We start from the raw sequence: 18,779 nt of genomic DNA on the forward strand, positions 1-18,779 counted from the left end.
CGCTATGGGTACAGCAACGGTGCAGCTCAACACGCGAATCGATCCTATGCTCAAGGCTGGTGGCGACGCGGTCCTAACTCGCAATGGATTGGGGGCGAGCGATGCTATTCGTGCGCTTTGGGTCTATCTTGTCGAGCATCAAACGTTGCCGGGATTTATGGTAGCGGATAAGCGCGAGGCGCCCCGTGCGGAGAGCCTGGCCGAGCAGGGGTGTGGCCTAGCTTTTTCCTCGTTGGGGCTAAGCGCTTCGGATTTTGCGCCAGGTGGATCATCTGCGGAAGACTGGGATGCCGTACGAGATGATATGTATGACGCGATGATTGCCGACATCGAGGCGAATTGCCGATGATCGAGGCAAAACGCCTGCTTGTAGATACGAACGTTTGGCTCGATTATTACCTGCAAGAGGGGGCATTCGATGAAGCGAAGAGATTGGTTGAACTGGCCGAGGCGGGAAAGGTCGACCTTCTTTATGCGCCCACGACGGCAAAGGATGTGTTCTACATTTTGCCTCGGCGTCTAGCCCGGCGGAATGCGAACGGGATTAGCGTGTCGTTTGCCTCGGCGTCATGGGCCTGCATCGAGCATATGATGCAGGTAGCAACGGCCTCTCCACTTTCGTTGGCAGAGTGCGAGATGGCACGCATGCTTGGCAAGCGTATGCCGGATCTTGAAGACAACCTCATCATTGCTTCGGGCGAGACGGCAGATGTTGACTACGTGGTCACGAGCGACCGGCGCATGTTGGAGGCGATGCCCGAGGTTTGCCTGACGCCCGCGCGTGCACTCGAGATGATTGGGATCCTCGACTAACCTTGTCTGTCTGGTTTCGCTATCATATGGGGCAATGTGAACCCCATGCAACTTTGGAGGACGGTATGGCGGATAACGCCGAGGCGCTTTTCTCGCCTGAGCTGGTGTTTTTTGATTGGGAGTGTGCGACGCCGGATGAGGTGTTTGCGCAGCTCGAGGACGAGCTCGCTCCGCGCGGCTACATTGCCGACGGTTGGCTCGACGCCGTTCGCACGCGCGAGGATGCCTATCCCACGGGTCTTGCCATGCCGGCGGCAAACATTGCCATTCCGCATACCGATCCGGGGTTTGTGGCCAAGCCCTATATCGCGGTGGTGAAGCCCGCCGCGCCCGTGACATTTAACGCTATGGCTGGCATGGGCGCTCCGGTGCCGGCGCAGATCGTCATCAATCTGGGCATCGCCGAGCCGGGCGGCCAGGTCGAGGCCCTGCAAGCACTTATGAATATCTTTATGGACGCGGATGTCGCGGCCGATGTGCTCGGCCAGACCACGCCCCAGGGCATGGTCGACGCCATCCGCCGTCACTTCTAAGGTGGGGCTGAGTCGGCACTTGGGGACGTTCCTTTTCTGCCGGCAGTTAGGGACAGTCCCCGTGTGCCGGCACATAAAGAACGTCCCCAACTGCCAAGTGCCACATCTGTCCCCTTTGCACCAAAATGGTGCAGATTAACCTGTCCCCAATGCACCAAGCGTGCCGCGGGGGCTGCGTTGTGACACAATGGCGTTTGTTCGATTCGTTATGCGAAAGGCCAACTATGGCAAATAAGAAAAAGAACTCCGAGGCCGCGCCGACGCCCGAGCAGCAGGCCCACGCTGCCTCCAGCTCTCGCAAGAAGCAGCGCAAGACGTACGTGTCCAAGACCGTCAAGATCGTCCTGGTGGTCATCGGCGTGCTGGCGATGCTGCTTTCCGTCTCGGCGATGGCGTGCTCCGGCCTTATGTCGCAGGCCGAGGACACCTCGGGCTACAAGCTGACCGGCGGCGTGGCTGCTACCATCAATGGCACCAACCTCACCGAGGACACCGTGACCAAGCAGATCATGAGCATGCGCACGTCCTATGGCTACACCAAGGACAAGGACTGGGCACAGTACCTGGTCGACAACGACCTCACGCCCAAGAAGTACCGCAAGCAGCTCATCGACTCCTACACGCAGCAGATTCTGCTTCAGCAGGCGCAGAAGGAAAACGGCGTGACGGTGTCGGATGAGGAAGTCGAGAAGGCTTGGAAGGACGCGTGCAAGAGCGCGGGCGGCGCCAAGACCTTTAAGAAGACCCTTAAGACTTACGGCTACACCGAGGACACCTATAAGAGCTCGCTCAAGGAGAGCCTGGCGCAGCAAAAGCTCAAGGAAGCCGTGGCGCCCACCAGCAAGCCCAAGGACAGCGAGATCGTCGATTACATCAACGAGAACCTGTCGAAGTACAACGATGCCCGCCGCTCGTCGAACATCCTGATCAAGGTCGATTCCGACGCATCCGACGAGGACAAGGCTGCCGCCAAGGCCAAGGCGCAGGAGTGCCTGGACAAGATTAACTCCGGCGAGCTGAGCTTTGAAGACGCCGTGAAGCAGTATTCCGACGACACCGGTTCCAAGGAGAAGAAGGGCGACGTGGGCTGGGACAAGCTCACCACCTTCGTCGACAGCTATCAGGCGGCGCTCGAAGGCCTTAACAAGGGCGACGTGAGCGACGTCGTCGAGTCGACGTATGGTTACCACATCATCAAGTGCACCGACTACTTCCATGTCGATAGCCAGGTCGATGACATTAAACAGGTGCCCAAGGACATCAAGAAGTATGTCTCCAACGTGGTGAAGACGCAGGCAGAGAGCACTGCGTACAGCGAGTGGCTGGAGCAGTACAAGAAGGACGCCGACATCACCGTTAACCCCATGCCCAAGGACGTGCCGTACAACGTCAGCCTGAAGGGCGTCACCAAGAGTTCGACCGACAATTCGTCGACGACTGAGTAATCATGGGGCGGCGCTCGTGTGAGTGCCGCCCGCACTATTGAGGAGGATTTGCAGATGACCAACGAAGAGCTGCAGAAGGAAATGATCGCAGCCATGAAGGCTAAGGACAAGGTTCGCCTGTCTATCATTCGCCAGGTTAAGGCCGAAGTGAAGAACATCGAGGTCAACGAGCGTCGCGATGTGACCGAGGAAGACGTCAACAGCATGATCAAGCGTCTGATTAAGCAGACGAGCGAGACGCTGGAGATGTCCATCAAGGCCGGCACCGACCAGGAGCGTACCGACAACCTGACCGAGCAGGTCAAGATTCTGGAGAGCCTGCTGCCCGCGCAGGTTTCGGGCGAGGAGCTCGAGGCCCTGATCGAGCAGGTTATCGCCGAGCTGGGTGCCACGTCCAAGAAGCAGATGGGCCAGGTTATGGGCGCACTCGGCAAGGCCACCGGCGGCAACTTCGACAAGCCGGCCGCGGCAAAGATCGTCGGCGCCAAACTCGCGTAATTTGTTACGCGGTTTTACCAAACCGCGTAACGGCTCGACGCTGCAAACCCGTACACACGGCAATCTGACGTTCAATTTCAAGGGCGCGACCATAAGGTCTGCGCCCTTTCATTTCACGTCACCTTGCTCGCGTGTACGGGTTTTCGCTGACTTATGCTCAACAAGGGCGGTTGTATTATTTTCGGTGCTCATTGGGGACAGACTTAAATGAGTGGGTGGAAGATTGCGGGTTCTTTACGGGAATGTAGTGTGGGCTGCGGAAACGTGGTTCTTTCCGTACAATAGTTCAACTCGTGTAAACGCAGGGAAGGGACATTCATGGCAGACATGATCGAGATCAAGCATCTCAACAAGTACTTTGGCGACCTGCATGTGCTCAAAGATATCAACCTCACCGTCAAGCGCGGCGAGAAGCTCGTAATGATCGGGCCTTCCGGCTCGGGTAAGTCGACGCTCATCCGCTGTGTCGATTATCTTGAGGAGCCCACGTCGGGCGAGGTCATCATCGACGGTACGCCGCTCACCAAAAAGAACCACCTGGAGATGGCTCGCAAGTATAGTTCCATGGTGTTTCAGCAGTTCAACCTGTATCCCAACATGACGGTGCTCGGCAACCTGACGCTCGCGCCCATCAAGCTGCAAAAGAAGAGCAAGGAGGAGGCGACCGAGATCGCCATCGCCGCGCTCAAGCGCGTCGGCATGGCGCATAAGGCCGGCGAGTATCCGCAGAATCTCTCGGGTGGTCAGCAGCAGCGCATCGCCATCGCCCGTGCCCTGTGTACCAAGCAGCCCATCATCCTGTTTGACGAGCCGACCTCGGCGCTCGACCCCGAGATGGTCCAGGAGGTTCTGGACGTTATGATTGAGCTTGCGCAGGAGGACATCACCATGATCTGCGTGACGCATGAGATGGGCTTTGCGCGCCAGGTGGCCGACCGCGTCATCTTTATGGAGGACGGCCGCATTCTGGAGGAGGGCACGCCCGAGCACTTCTTCGATAACCCCGAGAACCCGCGCTGCCGCGAGTTCCTGTCCAAGATTCTGCACTAGGCGCGGTGATGGACATGACGGATATGACGAGGGCGGCCGTGTCGCGCCGTCACTTTTTGCAGCTGGCGGGCGCCGGCATGCTTGCGCTGACGGGGACCACGCTTACCGGTTGCGGTAACTCTACCAGCGGCGAGGGCTCCGACAAGGGGTCCAAGCTTGCGGCCATTAAGTCGCGTGGTCATCTGAATGCCGGCGTCAAGAAGGACGTTCCCGGCTATGGCTATTACGACACCGCCAAGGGCCGCTTTGAGGGCATGGAAGTCGATTTGTGCTACCAGATCGCCGCTGCCGTCTTTGGCGTGAGCTACAAGGAGGCCCGCGCCCAGGAGCTTGTCGAGTTTACCGACGTAACGCCCAAGACGCGCGGCCCGCTGATCGATAACGGCCAACTCGACGTGGTCGCGGCGACCTACACCATCACCGACGAGCGCAAGAAGAGCTGGGATTTCTCGACGCCGTATCGCACCGACTACGTGGGCCTCATGGTCAAGAAACGTTCGGGCTTTACCTCGATTGAGGACCTGGACGGCAAAGTCATCGGCGTGAGCCAGGGTGCCACCACGCAGGGCCTGATCGAGCAGATGATCAAGGACAACGGCTTTAGCTGCGAGCCCGAGTTTAGGGCCTTTAGCGGCTACCCCATCATCAAGAGTTCGCTCGATGCCGGCAATATCGACGTCTTTGCCATGGACCGCTCCACGCTGGCCGGTTACATGAACGAGACCGTTGAGCTGCTGCAGCCCGAGGTCAAGTTTGGTGAGCAGGGCTACGGCGTGGCGACCAAGAAGGGCTGCGACCTTTCGGCCGTGGTCGATCAGGTGATTTGCGATCGCCTGGCCGACGGCTGGCTCGACCAAGAGGTCAAGACCTGGGGTCTTGTATAGGCGCATCGTCCAAGGAAGGAATCAAATGCTCGAAGGATTATTTGACGCCGACCGTTGGTCGACGACATTTCAAAACATGGGGCCCTTCTGGGAGGGCTTTGGCGTGACGCTACAGGTGGTCGTTGCCGGCCTGCTGCTGTCGCTGGTGCTGGGCACGCTGCTGGGCGTGTTCTCTACCACCCGCTCGCGCGTGCTGCGCGCCATCAGCCGCGTGTACGTGGAGTTTTACCAGAACACTCCGCTGCCCGTGCAGGTACTCTTTATGTACATGGCCGGCCCGCAGTTTTTGCAGGCCATAACCGGCGCCGATCAGCCGGTGCGCATTGCGCCGTTTGTGCTGGGCTTTTTGGGCGTGGGCCTGTACCACGCGGCCTACATCTCGGAGGTTATCCGCACTGGTATCGAGGCGGTTCCACGCGGTCAGATGGAGGCGGCCCAGAGCCAGGGCTTCACCCGTGCGCAGGCGTACTGGTACATCGTGCTGCCCCAGACGTTCAAGATCATTTTGCCGCCGCTATGTAACCAGGCGCTCAACTTGGTCAAGAACACGTCGGTGCTGGCGCTTGTGGCCGGCGGCGACCTTATGTACCGTTCCGACAACTTTGTGAGTCTGTACGGTTACCTGCAGGGATACATCGTCTGCTGCCTTATGTACTTCATCATCTGCTTTCCGCTCGCCATGCTGGTGCAGTGGCTCGAGCGCCGCTCCAAGGAGCGTCCGCGTGGCGTGAGCCTGGCCGAGCTGGGGCTCGACAACGTAGAGGAGGCCTAGCGCATGGAAATCTTCAACGCGACCAACCTGCTCTACATTTGGGGCGGCTTTGTTAAGACAATCGAGATCTCGGCGCTGTCGATCTTTTTCTCGCTCATCTTTGGCACGGTGCTGGCGCTTGTTAAAAGCTATGCGCCCCGCCCGTTCCGTATTTTGGTGAGCGCCTATATCGAGCTGTTCCGTTGCACGCCGAACCTGCTGTGGATTCTGTTTATCTACTTTACGGTGCAGGGTTTGGACATTGTGATTTCGACCATCGCCTTTACGCTGTTTACCAGCGCCGTTATGGCCGAGATTGTGCGCGGCGGTCTCAACTCGATTCCGCGCGGCCAGTTTGAGGCAGCGCAGAGCCAGGGTTTTGGCTTCTTTGCCACCATGCGCTACATCATTCTGCCGCAGACGTTTAAGACGATCATTCCGGCGCTGTTTAGCCAGTGCACGACCGTCATCAAGGACAGCTCGTATCTTTCGGGTATTAACGTGGCCGAGCTCATGTACACGGCAAACGTCGTGATGGCCCATGCGATCGACCTGTCGCAGGTGCTTATGCTCTACGGCCTGGTGTTTGCGATGTACTTTGTGCTCAACTTTGGTATCTCGCTGCTGGTTCGCGCATATCAGAGGCGAATGGTGGCAGCGTAGAATGTGGCAAAGGGACAGCCCCTTTGTCACATAGAGAAAGGAATCGCGATGAGCGATCTGGAGAACAAGAAGAGTCCTGTGGTCATTACCATCGCGCGCGACTTTGGTGCCGAGGGCCACGAGATCGGACGCATCCTCGCCAACGAGTTGGGGATTCCTCTGTACGACAACGAGCTACTGGTGCGCGCGTCGCTGCGCGTGGGCGAGTCGCTCGACAAGATGGCCGCCTACGACGAGCGTCTGGCCGTGGAGAACATGGCGTTTCTGCCCGACCGCTACGATGCGCGTTCGTACTCGGACAAGTTGTTCCAAAAGATGAGCCAGGTGATTTTGGACCTGGGCGAGACCGAGAGCTGCATTATCGAAGGCCGTCTGTCCGATTACCTGCTGCGTAACAACCCCAACCATATTGCCGTGTTGGTGACCGCCCCCTTTGAGGACCGCGTCGAGATTGTCCGCAAGAAGCGTGGCCTTAACAAAAAGAAGGGCGCTAAGCTGGTCAAGCAGCAGCAGAAGGCGCGCGAGGCGTTCTATAAGCGCTATAGCGCCGGAAAGTGGAAGATGACGAGCGGCAAGGATATCGTCGTCAACCGCGCTAAGCTGGGACGCGAGGGCTGTAAAGACGTCATCGCTGCAGCCTACCGCTACAAAGTGGCGCAGCTCGAAGGCTAGCCGACCAAAACCACCACAAAGGGGACAGCACCTTTGTGGTGGTTTTTGTTTTAGGCCGAGGGGAAGGCCTTGGCGGCAGTGCCTATCCTCGGCTTTTGCATAGTCTCGATCTGTAACACCAAGCCAGCGAAAATGGCTCTAACTGTTACAGATTTAGATGAACCGTTCGGCCGTCAGCCCAACGTCTTGATCTGTAACACCAGGCGGCATATTTGGTCTCTAACTGTTACAGATTGAGATGCGGCGTGGGCGGCCGGCACAATATCTTGATCTGTAACAACTATGGGGCTCAACGGGCTCCACGTGTTACAGATTGAGACAAAACGAACGGCCAAGTCCCCAACCACCACAAAGGTGCCTGTCCCCTTTGTGGTGGTTGGGGCGGTCGGCATAGAAAAAGTCCCCGCCGGACGTGTGCTCGACGGGGACTTTGCCGTTTGATGGCGAGCGCTGTAGGTGATTACTCGCCCAGCAGACTCTTGGTAATGGAAGCGGCGGCCTTCTTGCCGGCGCCCATCGCCAGAATGACCGTAGCGGCACCGGTGACGATGTCGCCGCCGGCCCAGATGCGGGGATCGGTGGTCTGGCCGGTCTCCTCGTCGGCGACGATGTAGCCCCACTTGTTGAGCTCCATCTTGCCGCCGATCTTCTTTGCGAAGGGGTTGGCGTTGGTGCCGATAGCCGAGATCGCGACGTCGCAGGGGATCTCCTCGATGGCGCCCTCGATGGGCACCGGGCGACGACGGCCGGACTCGTCGGGCTCGCCGAGCTCCATCTTCTGGACCTTGACGGCGCACACGGAGCCGTCCTCGCCAGCGACAAACTCGAGCGGGGAGACGAGTGGCAGGACCTCGACGCCCTCGGCCTTAGCATGGTGCAGCTCGGCGCGACGGCAAGGCATCTCATCCTCGGTACGGCGGTAAGCGATAATGGCGTGCTCGGCGCCCAGGCGCTTGGCGGTACGGACGGCGTCCATAGCCACGTTGCCGCCACCAAAGACGACGACGTTCTTGCCGTGCTTGGTGGGGGTGTCGTACTCGGGGAACTTGTTGGCCTTCATCAGGTTCACGCGGGTGAGGTACTCGTTAGCGAAGAAGACGTTGGGCAGGTTCTCGCCGGGGACGTTGAGGAACTTGGGCAGGCCTGCGCCGGTCGCCACGTAGATGGCGTCGAAGCCCTGCTCGAACAGCTCCTCGGCCGTGGCCATGTTGCCCACGACGGAGTTGTACTCAAACTTGACGCCCATGTCCTCCAGGCCGTCGATCTCGCGCTTGACGACTGCCTTGGGCAGGCGGAACTCGGGGATGCCGTAGACCAGCACGCCGCCGCCGGTGAAGAAGGCCTCAAAGACGGTGACGTCAAAGCCGTTGCGGGCGAGCTCGCCGGCGCAGGTGATGCCGGACGGGCCGGAGCCGACGACGGCGACCTTCTTGCCGTTCTTGGGGGCCATCTTGGGCGTGGAGGCGAGCTCGGGGCGATCACCCAGGAAACGCTCGAGCTGGCCGATGGCCACGGGCTCGGACTTCTTGCCACGGATGCACTTGCCCTCGCACTGGTTCTCCTGCGGGCAGACGCGGCCGCAGATGGCGGGAAGCATGGAGTCCTCGCGGATGGTATCGAGAGCGCCGCCGAAGTCCTTCTCGCGGATCTGCTCGATAAAGCGGGGGATGTTGATGTTGACGGGGCAGCCCTCAACACAGAACGGCTTCTTGCAGTTGAGGCAGCGCTCGGCCTCAGCCAGCGCCATCTCCTCGGTGAAGCCCTTGTCGACGGGGCGGAAGTCGCAGGCGCGCTCGGCAGCCGGCTCCTCGTTATCGGGGGTGCGGGGCGACTTCATATCGGCAACGAAACGACCGTTAACTAGTGGCATGCGCAGCTCTTTTCCTCATAGGCCTTGAGGGACTCGCCCTCTTCGGAACGGTAAGCGGCCTGGCGGGCACGAAGGTCATCCCAGTCGACCAGGGTGGCATCGAAGTCGGGGCCGTCGACGCAAGCGAACTTGGTCACGCCGCCCACCTCGACGCGGCAGCAGCCGCACATACCGGTGCCGTCAACCATGATGGGGTTGAGCGACGCGGTGATGGGGGTGTCGTACTTCTGGGCGGTGAGGGTCGAGAACTTCATCATCGGAACGGGGCCGACGCAGAAGACCTGGCTCACGGCCTTGTCCTGCAGCAGGCGCTCCAGCGGAGCGGTGACAACGCCCTGCTCGCCGTAGGAGCCGTCGTCGGTGGTGATGTGGATGTGGTCCTCGTCGAGGAGCTCGCGGAACTGGTCCTCCATGAGCAGGAGGTCCTTGGTGCGGGCGCCCATGATGGCGTGCACCTCGTGGCCGGTCTCGACCAGGTGCTTGGCGACCGGGAAGGCAATTGCCAGGCCGACGCCGCCGCCAATGACGGCGCAGGGGCCCTCGGCCATCTCGGTGGGAACGCCCAACGGGCCCACGACGTCGCGCAGCGACTCGCCGGCCTCGTAGGTGGACAGCATCTCGGTGGTCTTGCCGATCACCATGAAGATGAACTCGACCCAGCCCTCGTCACCGTTCCAGCCGGCCAGGGTAAACGGGACACGCTCGCCCGTCTCGTTGGCGCGAACCATGAGGAACTGTCCAGCGTGCGCATGTTTGGCGATTGCGGGCGCCTCGATGCGGAACTTGAACACCTTCTCCGAGAACTGCGTCTTCTCCAGGATCTTATACATAGAACCCCTCTCTTGTTAGGGCCGCCGAACCGTGCCTCCACGGAAATGGACGGTAGCCCGAGTAAAACCGTACGCGCACAGGCGTTGTGCAGACATACGGTGCAAATTATACCCTCATGGACATGCTGTTTACGTGTGTCTTCGGCGGTTGGGAAAAGGGTTTATCCACTTCGACCTACCAAATAGGGATAGGTTTATTTTGGTCGGTTTTATCAGGCAAAACGGCAAAGGGGGCCGGCCTCGGGTTGTGATGAGGCCGGCCCCCTTTGGGGTGTTATGCGTGTATGGCAGCGCGGGGTTTATTGCGATGCGGCCACCGGGGCGTTTCTGTAGATAAAACCTGCCAAAATAAACATCCCTAAACGGTAGGTTTTAGTGCTTGCCGTTGGCGGAGGCGGCGCCGTTGACGTGGTCGCGGGCATAGATCACGCCGTGCACGATGGCCAGGCCGGCGGCGTCGGCGGCGCGGGCGCAGGTGTCCTGGAAGTCATCGGCCTCGCGGGCGCGCAGCTGTTTGAGCACATAGTCTGCCACGGCCATCTTGCCGGGAGGGTTGCCGATGCCGGTGCGGATACGGCTAAAGTCGCGGCTGCCCATCTTGTCGATGATGGAGCGCAGGCCGTTGTGGCCGGCGTGGCCGCCGCCCACCTTGACACGTACGTCGCCGGCGGGAATGTCGAGCTCGTCGTGAATCACGAGCAGCTCCTCGGCCTTGATCTTGTACTCGCGGCAGAGCTTGGAGATGGGTCCGCCCGAGGTGTTCATGTACGACTGCGGCTTGACCAGCACGATCTGGCGCTTGCCACCCTCTTCCTCGGGATCGTTGATGTTGATGAGTGCGACCTCGGCGCCGGCCTGGTTTTTCCAGTACGTGACACCGGCCTGACGGGCCAGCTCATCGATCGCCTTAAAGCCGGCGTTGTGGCGGGTCTCGGCATATTCCTCACCCGGGTTGCCAAGTCCGGCAACCATGCGAATCTTAAGCGGCTGTGCAGCTGCCATAGGTTTCCTTTCGTTACATAAGTAGTTCGTTCAACGACAAAGGCTACCACGCCCGCCGAAGCCGAGACCTTGTTTCAGTGAAATCCCACCAGACAAAAGCACGGCCGCGGCAGAGCGAGCCGCCGGAACAGAAGAAACCCCCGCGCGACCTTTGCGAAGCAAGGGGGAGCGCGGGGGTTTCTTCTGTTCCGGCGGTGATGCGCCGGGTTGCAAGGACGATGCGATTACAGCGCGAAGTCGCCGCCGACGAGCGTGGAGACGGGCTCCTCGTGGTAAACGGCGGAGATGGCCTGAGCGAACTCCTCGGCGACCGAGATAGTCTTGATCTTGCCGCCGACCTCGACGGGGATGGCGTCGGTGACGACGCACTCGACGATGGGGGCATCGTTCAGGCGCTCGATGGCCGGACCGGAGAAGATGCCGTGGGTGGCGCAGACGTAGATGTCGCCGGCGCCCATAGCCTTGAGCTCCTTGACGTTGGCGCACAGGGTGCCAGCAGTGTCGATCATGTCGTCGTTGATGATGCAGGTCTTGCCCTTGATGTCACCGATGATGCCCATGACCTCGGCGGCGTTGTGGCGCGGACGGCCCTTGTGGGCGATGGCCAGGTCGCAGCCGAGCATGTCGGACAGCTTCTTGGCGGCCTTGGCGCGACCCACGTCGGGGGAGACGACAACCAGGTTGTCGGTGTCGAAGTGCATGTCGTTGTAGTACTGGCCAAATAGCGGCAGTGCGGACAGGTGGTTAACCGGGATATCGAAGAAGCCCTGGATCTGGCCCTGGTGCAGGTCGAGGGTGATGATGCGGTTGACGCCGGCACGCTCGAGCAGGTTGGCGACGAGGCGGGCGGTGATGGGCTCGCGCGGGCCGGCCTTGCGGTCCTGGCGGGCATAGCCGTAGTGGGTGATAACGGCGGTGATGGAGCGGGCGGATGCGCGCTTGGCAGCGTCGGTGGCGATGAGCAGCTCCATGAGCATGTCGTTGACGTTGCCGCCGGCCACGGACTGAATCAGGAAGACGTCGGCGCCGCGGACGGTCTCGTCGTAGCGGGCGTAAATCTCACCATTGGCGAACTGCTTTAGCGTAAGGCCCGAAAGCTCGACCCCAAGGTACTCAGCAATCTTCTGAGCGAGGGGACGGTTGGAGGAACCGGAATACACGCGGATGGACTTGCGCATATTCTCCGACTTCTCGGGATCATTAATCGGCATTACCCTTCTCCTTTATACATCGAATGCCATATAGATGCCTTGTTGCATTGTAACCGCGCGGCGGGGTTTATCGGGTCCTGATAACGTCTTTACCGCCAACGGACACGAACCGACCACTCATCCGGTTGCGCAGGTCACGATAGAAAAAGGAGCCGCCCCCATGGAGCAGCTCCTTTTGTGCTTGGTAAAACGTTATACCTCGTCGTCCTCGTGCAGACGACGGCGATAATCGGCGGCCCAGCCCTCAATATTTACCTGACGGGCGCGGCCCAGACCGAGCGCGTCTGCCGGGACCGGCTCGGTGATGACGGAGCCAGCGGCCACGAGCGCGCCGTCGCCGATCTGGGCGGGCGCGACCATCATGGTGTCGGAGCCAATGAAGGCGTCCTTGCCGATGACGGTCTTGTGCTTGTGCACGCCATCGTAGTTGCAGGTGATGGAGCCCGCGCCCACGTTGACGCCGGAGCCCATGGTGGTGTCGCCGATGTAGGACAGGTGCGGTACCTTTGAGCCCTCGCCGATCGTGGACTTCTTGATCTCCACGTGCGTGCCGGCCTTGGAGCCGTCGAGCATGTGGGTGCCCGGGCGCAGGTAGGCGCGCGGGCCGCAATCGACGCCGTTCTCGATGACGGCCTCGATGGCGATGGTCTCGTCGATGACGCAGCCGCTGCCGACGGTGGTGTCGGTGAGGCGGCTGTTGGGACCGAGCTGGCACTCCTCGCCCACGGTGACGTGGCCGATCAGGTGCGTCTGCGGCCACACGACGGTATCGCGGCCGATAACGGCATCGGGGCCGATCCAGGCCTGCGTGGGGTCGATGAAGGTAACGCCCTCGGCCATCCAGTGCTCGTTGATGCGGTCGCGCGCGATGGCGGTGAGCTGTGCGAGCTGGATGCGGCTGTTGACGCCCAGGCCGTCGCGGTAGTCGTCGCAGTGGAAGATGGAGACAGCCTGGCCGTGGCCTTTGAGGATCTCGAGCATGTCGGGCAGGTAGTACTCGGATTGCGCGTTGTCGTTGCCGATCTCGTTGATGTGGGCGGCGAGCTGCGTGCCGTCAAATGCGTAGCAGCCGGCGTTGCACTCCAGCAGCGTGGCGGCCTGCTCGGGCGTGCAGTCCTTCTGCTCGATGATGCGCTCGATCTGACCATCGGCGCCCAGCTTGATGCGGCCGTAGCCGAAAGGATCGGGCGGGGTCATGGTCATGACGGTGCAGGCGAGCTCGCCGGTGGCGACGGTTTGCGCGAACTTGGCGACGGTGTCGGCGGTGATGAGCGGCAGGTCGCCGTTGAGCACGACGACGGGGCCTTGCGTGATGCCGCAGGCCTCGAGCGCGACCTTTACGGCGTGGCCGGTGCCCAGGCGCTCGGTCTGCTCGACGCACTCGACCTTGGTGGCGCTGTTGGCGTAGGCGCCGTCGATGAGGGCGCGCATCTCGTCGGCGTGGCTGCCGATGACGACCACGACGCGGCTGCAGCCGGCCTTGATGGTAGCGTCGACGATCCACTGGACCATGGGCTTACCCAGGATCTTGTGCGAAACCTTGCAGTGGTTCGACTTCATGCGGGTGCCCTCGCCGGCAGCGAGGATAATTGCGGTTGCGTCCATGTGATCTCCTGTTACGTTATAGAGACGTGTGTTTGGAAACGATACACGGCGCAATATGATACCGCAGGCATATGACGAGCGCGTAACGATTGGTTTGCGGCGGTTGAGGCTTGCGCCGCCGGCGTGGCGTTTGCACTGCGTGCGTGCGGCGTTGGCGGTGCTGCGGAGCTGTTGTTTGAGCGAGGGAACGGGGGTGCCCGTGGACAACATACGAGAGGAGTTTGGCGGCGAGCCCGTCGCGGCATTCTCGATGTCGCATCCGGCTGTGCCGGCACTCTATATAGTGCTGACGCTGGGGCTCACTATGTTCTCGATGCAGCCGGTACTGATTGCGCTGTCACTTGCGGGCGGGCTGGCGTATGGATTTGCGACGCGTGGGGCTGCCCGCACGCTGGGCGCGCTCCGCTGGCAGCTGCCGGTGATTTTGATCGTCGCGGTGCTCAATCCGCTGTTTAGCGCCTCGGGCTCGACGGAGCTGTTCCGTATTGGCATGCGCGCGGTGTATCTGGAGAGCATGGTATACGGCCTGTGCATGGGCGGGCTGTTTGTGGCGAGCGTGCTGTGGTTTGAGGCGGCGGCGTCGATGCTCGAATACGACAAGGTGCTCGCGCTGCTGGGCAATGCCGCACCGGTGATTGCGCTCATGATCTCGATGTGCATGAGGCTTATCCCGCAGTTTTTGCGCCGCGGTCGTACGGTGTTGGCGGTGCAGGATGCGATTGATGTGCCGGGCCGCGCGCCGGCCGACCCCGTGCGCTCGCGCTTGCGGGCGTCGAGCGTGTTGATGGGCTGGGGCATGGAAGATTCGCTGGAGCGTGCGGACGCGATGCGCTCGCGCGGGTGGGGTGCCGCGACGCGTCGTACGACGTATGCGCGGTATCGACTGGGGTGCAGCGACGTTGCCGCGCTGGTCGGGCTCGCGCTGCTTGGTGCTGCCGCGGTGGCGGTGGCGTGGACCGCGACGACGCAGTATTCGTTTTATCCGCAGCTCTCGGTGCCGGCGCCGTGGCCGGGCTATGTCGTGTACGCTGCCTGGATGGTGCTGCCTTGCGCGTTTCATGCGATTGATGAGAAGAGGTTTGGCTGATGGCTCGGTTGGATAGGGGCCCGGTGTCGGGCGCGGCGTGCGGCCCGGATATTCCGGCGATTGAGGTGCAGGGCCTTAGTTTTGCCTATCCCGGGGCCGAGGCACCGGTGCTCGAGGGGCTTGATTGGCGTGTTCCCCAAGGTGCATTTGCGCTGCTTGTTGGCGGTACCGGTTCGGGTAAGTCGACGCTGCTGTCGCTGCTCAAGCCCGAGATCGCTCCGGCGGGCGAGCGCACTGGTGATGCGCGCGTGCTGGGCGAGAACGTTGCCGACATGGACGTGCGGGCATCGGCGGAGCGCGTGAGCTATGTGTTCCAGGATCCCGAGAACCAGATCGTGTGCGAAACCGTGTGGCACGAGATGGCGTTTGGCCTGGAAAACTTGGGGCTAGCACGTGATGAGATGCGCCGTCGCGTAGCTGAGACCAGCTATTTCTTTGGTCTGGAGGACTGGCTTCATCGCGATACCGATACGCTTTCGGGCGGCCGCAAGCAGCTGCTGTCGCTTGCCGCCGTCCTGGCGCTGTGTCCGCGTGTGCTGCTACTCGACGAGCCCACGTCTCAGCTCGATCCCGTTGCCGAGAAGAATTTTCTGCACGCGCTGTTTCGTGTGAATCGCGAGCTGGGCTGCACGGTTGTTGTGGCTACGCATCAACCGCGCCCAATGCTCGAGTATGCGACGTGTGCGTACCGGATTGAGGACGGTCGCGTGCGCGAGGTGGCGGATATGGCTTCTTTGGGGCGTCGAGAATCGCTGTTTTCCGACGACATGTTGGGGTGGGGTGCCGTCCGATGTGCAAAAAACGGAGTATTCAGCAGGCGTGAGGACAATTTGGGCTCTCTGGAGCCGCCCGGGGACGTATCGAGCGCGAAAAAAAGTTCGGAATTGGACAAATCGTCCGAATTTGTGGCGCAAACGTCGCTCGAGAACGGCTCGGAAGCCTTCCCGCGCACGGATGGGAGCAGAATACTCCAAAAAATGCACGGCGGGTCGGCTACCACCCTGGCAGGGAGCTGGTTTCGCTACGATCGCGCGGGCGGTTGGGTTCTGCGCGGGCTCGACGTGGCGTTTTCGGCCGGTGCGGTGCATGCGATCGTGGGCGGCAACGGATGCGGTAAGTCGACGATGCTCTCGGTGCTGGCGAAGACCGCCAAGCTGCAGCGCGGTCGCATGGTGCGCGGAGCGGCCTCGGCGGCGCTGCTGCCTCAGAACCCCAAAGCATTGCTGGTTGCCGAGACGGTTCGCGATGAGCTGATGGAATGGGCCTCGACCTGCGGATATGACGAGAACTTGGCGCGGGAGCGTGCGGCGAGCTTGGGGCTGTCGGGTCTGGATGGGCGCCATCCGTACGATCTTTCGGGCGGACAGCGTCAGCTGCTTGCGTTGGCAAAGCTGCTGTTGATCGGCCCCGAACTGCTATTGCTCGATGAGCCCACCAAGGGTTTGGACCTGGCCAGCCGCCGCATCATCGCCCGCGCCCTGCGCGACCATGCGCAGGCTGGCGGCACCGTCGTCATGGCGACGCACGACCTGGACTTTGCCGAGCAGGTTGCCGATGACATTTCCATGATGTTTGATGGCGAGATCGCCTGCATGGAGCCGCCGACCGACTTCTTTGCCGACAACGTGTTTTATAGGGCGTGAGCGGGTTCGCGGGCGAGAACGGTCTTACTGCTTGAGCGCCGTGTACTGCTGAAGGAGCGCCATGAGCCCAACGCGGCTGTTGACCTGTGTTTTTCGAAAGATGTTCTCCAGATGCTTTTTAACGGTGCCGGTGCTGATGGATAGCTCTTCGGCGATGGCCGCATTGTCCATGCCCGATAACACGCAACGACACACATCGATTTCGCGCGCTGAGACGTCGTAGTCGTGAGCAAATACGATTTCAGACGAACTGCGGTCGGCGCGTACACGCCATTTTGATAGTCGGTTTGTGAGGTGCGGTTCGATGAGCTCAAGGATTTGAACTTCACGATCGCTAAAGTCGCCTTCTTCTTTCTTGCGATTAAGATTGAGCGATCCCAAAAAGCCCTCGTCATTAAAGAAACTGACGTTGACGACGTGGCGGCCGCCAAGATAATCCTTCATATAACTGCTGTCGATATCGCCAGGGCTGAGCTGGTCGGACTCGCGCAGCACCGTCGAGCGCGTAAGATTGCGGTGGGCGACGATCATGTCCTGCTGCCAGTACTTTTCGGTGTAGAGCTCGAGCATCCCAGCGGGGACATCGATGCCAAGAGGGTCAAGAAAGACGCGCGTTTTCCATTCTTGCGGGGTGGATACGAGATCCCTGGAAAGGTCGCTCAGGAAAAATGCAGCCGACTCGTAGGGGATGAGAAAACGCAGCTTTTTGAGGACGGTCGAGCGAAACTCGCGGTCGCTGTCGATGGAATTAATCGAAAGCACGAGATCGTTTAAGCAGAGCCATTCAGAATCGGACAAAAAGCTCAAGATGACCTCCGATGAGATTGCGTAGTGGTTTAGCTGGCATTTTAGTTAATTTGCGTAGAGATACTACTCCTTTTTTCGAATGATGATAAGCCGTTAGCCGAATGGTTTCGGTGAGGGGCCAATCGCAAAATATGAATACCTAAGAGCCAGGGCCCGGTTCTCCAAGCTGTTTGATTATTCCGACTTATTAAAGGAGTCATCATGGAAGAGAAGCTTCCTTCATGGCGTTGGGCGATTGTTTCAGTCGTTTGCTTGCTGTGCTTTATGGCTAACTACATGCAGTACCAGGTCTCAGCACTCGCCGTCGAGGTCATGCCTATGCTCAATATCGATACCGTCGGCTTTTCGATGCTGTTCCTCGTTCCTATGCTTACCGCCGTTTTCTTCTCAATTCCGCTGGGTGCCCTTGGTGACCGTATCGGTTCTAAGAAAGTTGTCACGGTTTGCACCGCAATTTCGGTTGCCGGCGGTTTTCTCCGTTGCTTTACGCTCGATTCGTTCACGATGCAGATGGCATCGATGTTCCTGATTGGCATGGGAATCTCGGCACTCAACGCCAACCTCATCAAGGTGCTCGGCACCTGGTTCCGTGAACAGACTGGTTTCGCCATGGGCTTGTTCTACGCGGCTTCGTGCGTTGCCATCGTTGTCGCTCAGATCTGTGCTGGCTTGTTCGGCAGCGTCTTTAACTCTTATATGGTCGCTGCTGTCGTCATGACCATCTCCTGGGTTCTTTGGATCGTGCTTGACCGAGATGTGCCCGAGGGGCAATCGCTCCCCGAGCCCGAGCCCGTGCTCGACTACCTCAAGGTTGCTATCAAGAGTCCTGGCGTGTGGCTAATCTCCATCGGCGTCGGTTTTGGACTTGCCTCTACCACTGCCTATGCCGGTTTCCTGCCTCAGGCGCTTCAGCTTGGCAAGGGCATAGACGTCGCCACTGCTGGTTTCATGGCCGCAATTGTTACCGTCGGCAGCTTTTTCGGCTGCATCGTTGGGCCTGCGTTCTGCGATAAGCTTGGGAAGTTCAAGGGTTTTCTCATCGTCACTACTCTCATCGGTGCCATATCGATGTTCGTGACGTGGTACACCCCGGTCGGCTTCCTTCTGTGGACGATTTTGGTCATCAATGGCTTCTTTACCGCCATCAACGGCCCGATTATGCAGTCCATGCCTGTTCTCCTTCCCGAGATTGGTGATAAGTATGCTGGTTCCGCTGGCGGTATCGTGGGTACCATCTCCCTGCTCATGAGCTATTTCCTGCCTATCGGTATCTCCGCCATTGCCGGTGCCGATTACACTATGAACATGGGTCTCGAGAGCCTCTGCTTCCTGCTTTCCGTGGTTCCGGTTTTCTTCCTGCCCGAGCTCGGTCGCAAGGCCATGCAGGCCGCCGTCGCTAAGGACAGTGAGTAGCC

The 18,779-nt window shown here is 60.2% G+C and carries 19 protein-coding genes; 13 read left to right on the top strand and 6 right to left on the bottom strand.

Annotated features, from left to right (window positions below):
* Positions 1 to 4 precede the first annotated feature (4 nt).
* The 10 genes from DXB86_RS01140 (at position 5) to DXB86_RS01185 (ending at position 7,309) form a co-directional block, all read left to right on the top strand.
* The gene (locus DXB86_RS01140) at positions 5 to 349 is read left to right on the top strand and encodes a type II toxin-antitoxin system RelB/DinJ family antitoxin (protein WP_117629795.1); all 345 of its coding nucleotides are present in this window, start codon (positions 5 to 7) and stop codon (positions 347 to 349) included.
* Positions 346 to 813, top strand: a complete 468-nt coding sequence (locus DXB86_RS01145) for a PIN domain-containing protein (RefSeq protein WP_199577687.1) — start codon at positions 346 to 348, stop codon at positions 811 to 813. Before DXB86_RS01140 ends, DXB86_RS01145 begins: the two co-directional genes overlap by 4 nt.
* Positions 814 to 878: 65 nt before the next feature.
* Positions 879 to 1,346 carry a PTS sugar transporter subunit IIA gene (locus tag DXB86_RS01150; protein ID WP_117735854.1) on the top strand — a complete coding sequence of 156 codons (468 nt, stop codon included), beginning with the start codon at positions 879 to 881 and terminating at the stop codon, positions 1,344 to 1,346.
* A gap of 224 nt (positions 1,347 to 1,570) precedes the next feature.
* Positions 1,571 to 2,791, top strand: a complete 1,221-nt coding sequence (locus tag DXB86_RS01155) for a peptidylprolyl isomerase (RefSeq protein ID WP_117735855.1) — start codon at positions 1,571 to 1,573, stop codon at positions 2,789 to 2,791.
* 54 nt (positions 2,792 to 2,845) lie between these two features.
* A complete protein-coding gene (locus tag DXB86_RS01160) occupies positions 2,846 to 3,289 on the top strand; it encodes a GatB/YqeY domain-containing protein (protein WP_006235801.1) in 444 nt (147 codons plus the stop codon).
* A 318-nt stretch (positions 3,290 to 3,607) separates the two neighbouring features.
* The gene (locus tag DXB86_RS01165) at positions 3,608 to 4,339 is read left to right on the top strand and encodes an amino acid ABC transporter ATP-binding protein (RefSeq protein ID WP_055251548.1); all 732 of its coding nucleotides are present in this window, start codon (positions 3,608 to 3,610) and stop codon (positions 4,337 to 4,339) included.
* An 8-nt stretch (positions 4,340 to 4,347) separates the two neighbouring features.
* A complete protein-coding gene (locus DXB86_RS01170; RefSeq protein ID WP_117735856.1) occupies positions 4,348 to 5,223 on the top strand; it encodes a transporter substrate-binding domain-containing protein in 876 nt (291 codons plus the stop codon).
* A gap of 25 nt (positions 5,224 to 5,248) precedes the next feature.
* Complete coding sequence (locus tag DXB86_RS01175; RefSeq protein ID WP_035136546.1) at positions 5,249 to 5,995, top strand: amino acid ABC transporter permease; 747 nt, start codon at positions 5,249 to 5,251, stop codon at positions 5,993 to 5,995.
* Between the two features lie 3 nt (positions 5,996 to 5,998).
* A complete protein-coding gene (locus DXB86_RS01180) occupies positions 5,999 to 6,637 on the top strand; it encodes an amino acid ABC transporter permease (RefSeq protein ID WP_006235796.1) in 639 nt (212 codons plus the stop codon).
* A 48-nt stretch (positions 6,638 to 6,685) separates the two neighbouring features.
* Entirely contained in the window at positions 6,686 to 7,309 is a 624-nt protein-coding gene (locus DXB86_RS01185; RefSeq protein WP_117735857.1) for an AAA family ATPase, read from the top strand.
* A 460-nt stretch (positions 7,310 to 7,769) separates the two neighbouring features.
* Here the strand turns inward: DXB86_RS01185 and gltA are convergent, their stop codons facing one another.
* The 5 genes from gltA to glmU all read right to left on the bottom strand — a co-directional run bounded on the left by gltA (position 7,770) and on the right by glmU (position 13,827).
* Positions 7,770 to 9,179, bottom strand: coding sequence for an NADPH-dependent glutamate synthase (gene gltA / locus DXB86_RS01190; protein WP_006235794.1), 1,410 nt, complete (start codon positions 9,177 to 9,179; stop codon positions 7,770 to 7,772).
* Complete coding sequence (locus DXB86_RS01195; protein ID WP_006235793.1) at positions 9,170 to 10,009, bottom strand: sulfide/dihydroorotate dehydrogenase-like FAD/NAD-binding protein; 840 nt, start codon at positions 10,007 to 10,009, stop codon at positions 9,170 to 9,172. Before DXB86_RS01195 ends, gltA begins: the two co-directional genes overlap by 10 nt.
* A 372-nt stretch (positions 10,010 to 10,381) precedes the next feature.
* Positions 10,382 to 11,011 carry an aminoacyl-tRNA hydrolase gene (pth, locus tag DXB86_RS01200; protein ID WP_187364989.1) on the bottom strand — a complete coding sequence of 210 codons (630 nt, stop codon included), beginning with the start codon at positions 11,009 to 11,011 and terminating at the stop codon, positions 10,382 to 10,384.
* A gap of 224 nt (positions 11,012 to 11,235) precedes the next feature.
* Positions 11,236 to 12,222, bottom strand: coding sequence for a ribose-phosphate pyrophosphokinase (locus DXB86_RS01205; protein ID WP_089573682.1), 987 nt, complete (start codon positions 12,220 to 12,222; stop codon positions 11,236 to 11,238).
* Between the two features lie 192 nt (positions 12,223 to 12,414).
* Positions 12,415 to 13,827 (bottom strand): bifunctional UDP-N-acetylglucosamine diphosphorylase/glucosamine-1-phosphate N-acetyltransferase GlmU, encoded by a 1,413-nt coding sequence (glmU, locus tag DXB86_RS01210; RefSeq protein ID WP_117735858.1) that lies wholly within the window; start codon positions 13,825 to 13,827, stop codon positions 12,415 to 12,417.
* Between the two features lie 199 nt (positions 13,828 to 14,026).
* Between glmU and DXB86_RS01215 the strand changes: the two genes are divergently transcribed.
* A complete protein-coding gene (locus DXB86_RS01215; protein WP_233504103.1) occupies positions 14,027 to 14,914 on the top strand; it encodes an energy-coupling factor transporter transmembrane component T in 888 nt (295 codons plus the stop codon).
* Entirely contained in the window at positions 14,914 to 16,557 is a 1,644-nt protein-coding gene (locus tag DXB86_RS01220) for an ABC transporter ATP-binding protein (protein WP_117735859.1), read from the top strand. The genes DXB86_RS01215 and DXB86_RS01220 overlap by 1 nt, the downstream gene beginning before the upstream one ends.
* Positions 16,558 to 16,581: 24 nt before the next feature.
* Here the strand turns inward: DXB86_RS01220 and DXB86_RS01225 are convergent, their stop codons facing one another.
* Positions 16,582 to 17,364, bottom strand: a complete 783-nt coding sequence (locus DXB86_RS01225; RefSeq protein WP_117735860.1) for a helix-turn-helix transcriptional regulator — start codon at positions 17,362 to 17,364, stop codon at positions 16,582 to 16,584.
* A gap of 201 nt (positions 17,365 to 17,565) precedes the next feature.
* Here DXB86_RS01225 and DXB86_RS01230 point away from each other — a divergent pair, with 201 nt between their 5' ends.
* Positions 17,566 to 18,777 (top strand): nitrate/nitrite transporter, encoded by a 1,212-nt coding sequence (locus DXB86_RS01230; protein ID WP_055251535.1) that lies wholly within the window; start codon positions 17,566 to 17,568, stop codon positions 18,775 to 18,777.
* The last annotated feature ends 2 nt before the right edge of the window (positions 18,778 to 18,779 follow it).

It is taken from the genome of Collinsella sp. OM06-18AC, assembly GCF_003438785.1.
In the GTDB taxonomy this organism is placed as follows: Bacteria; Actinomycetota; Coriobacteriia; order Coriobacteriales; family Coriobacteriaceae; genus Collinsella.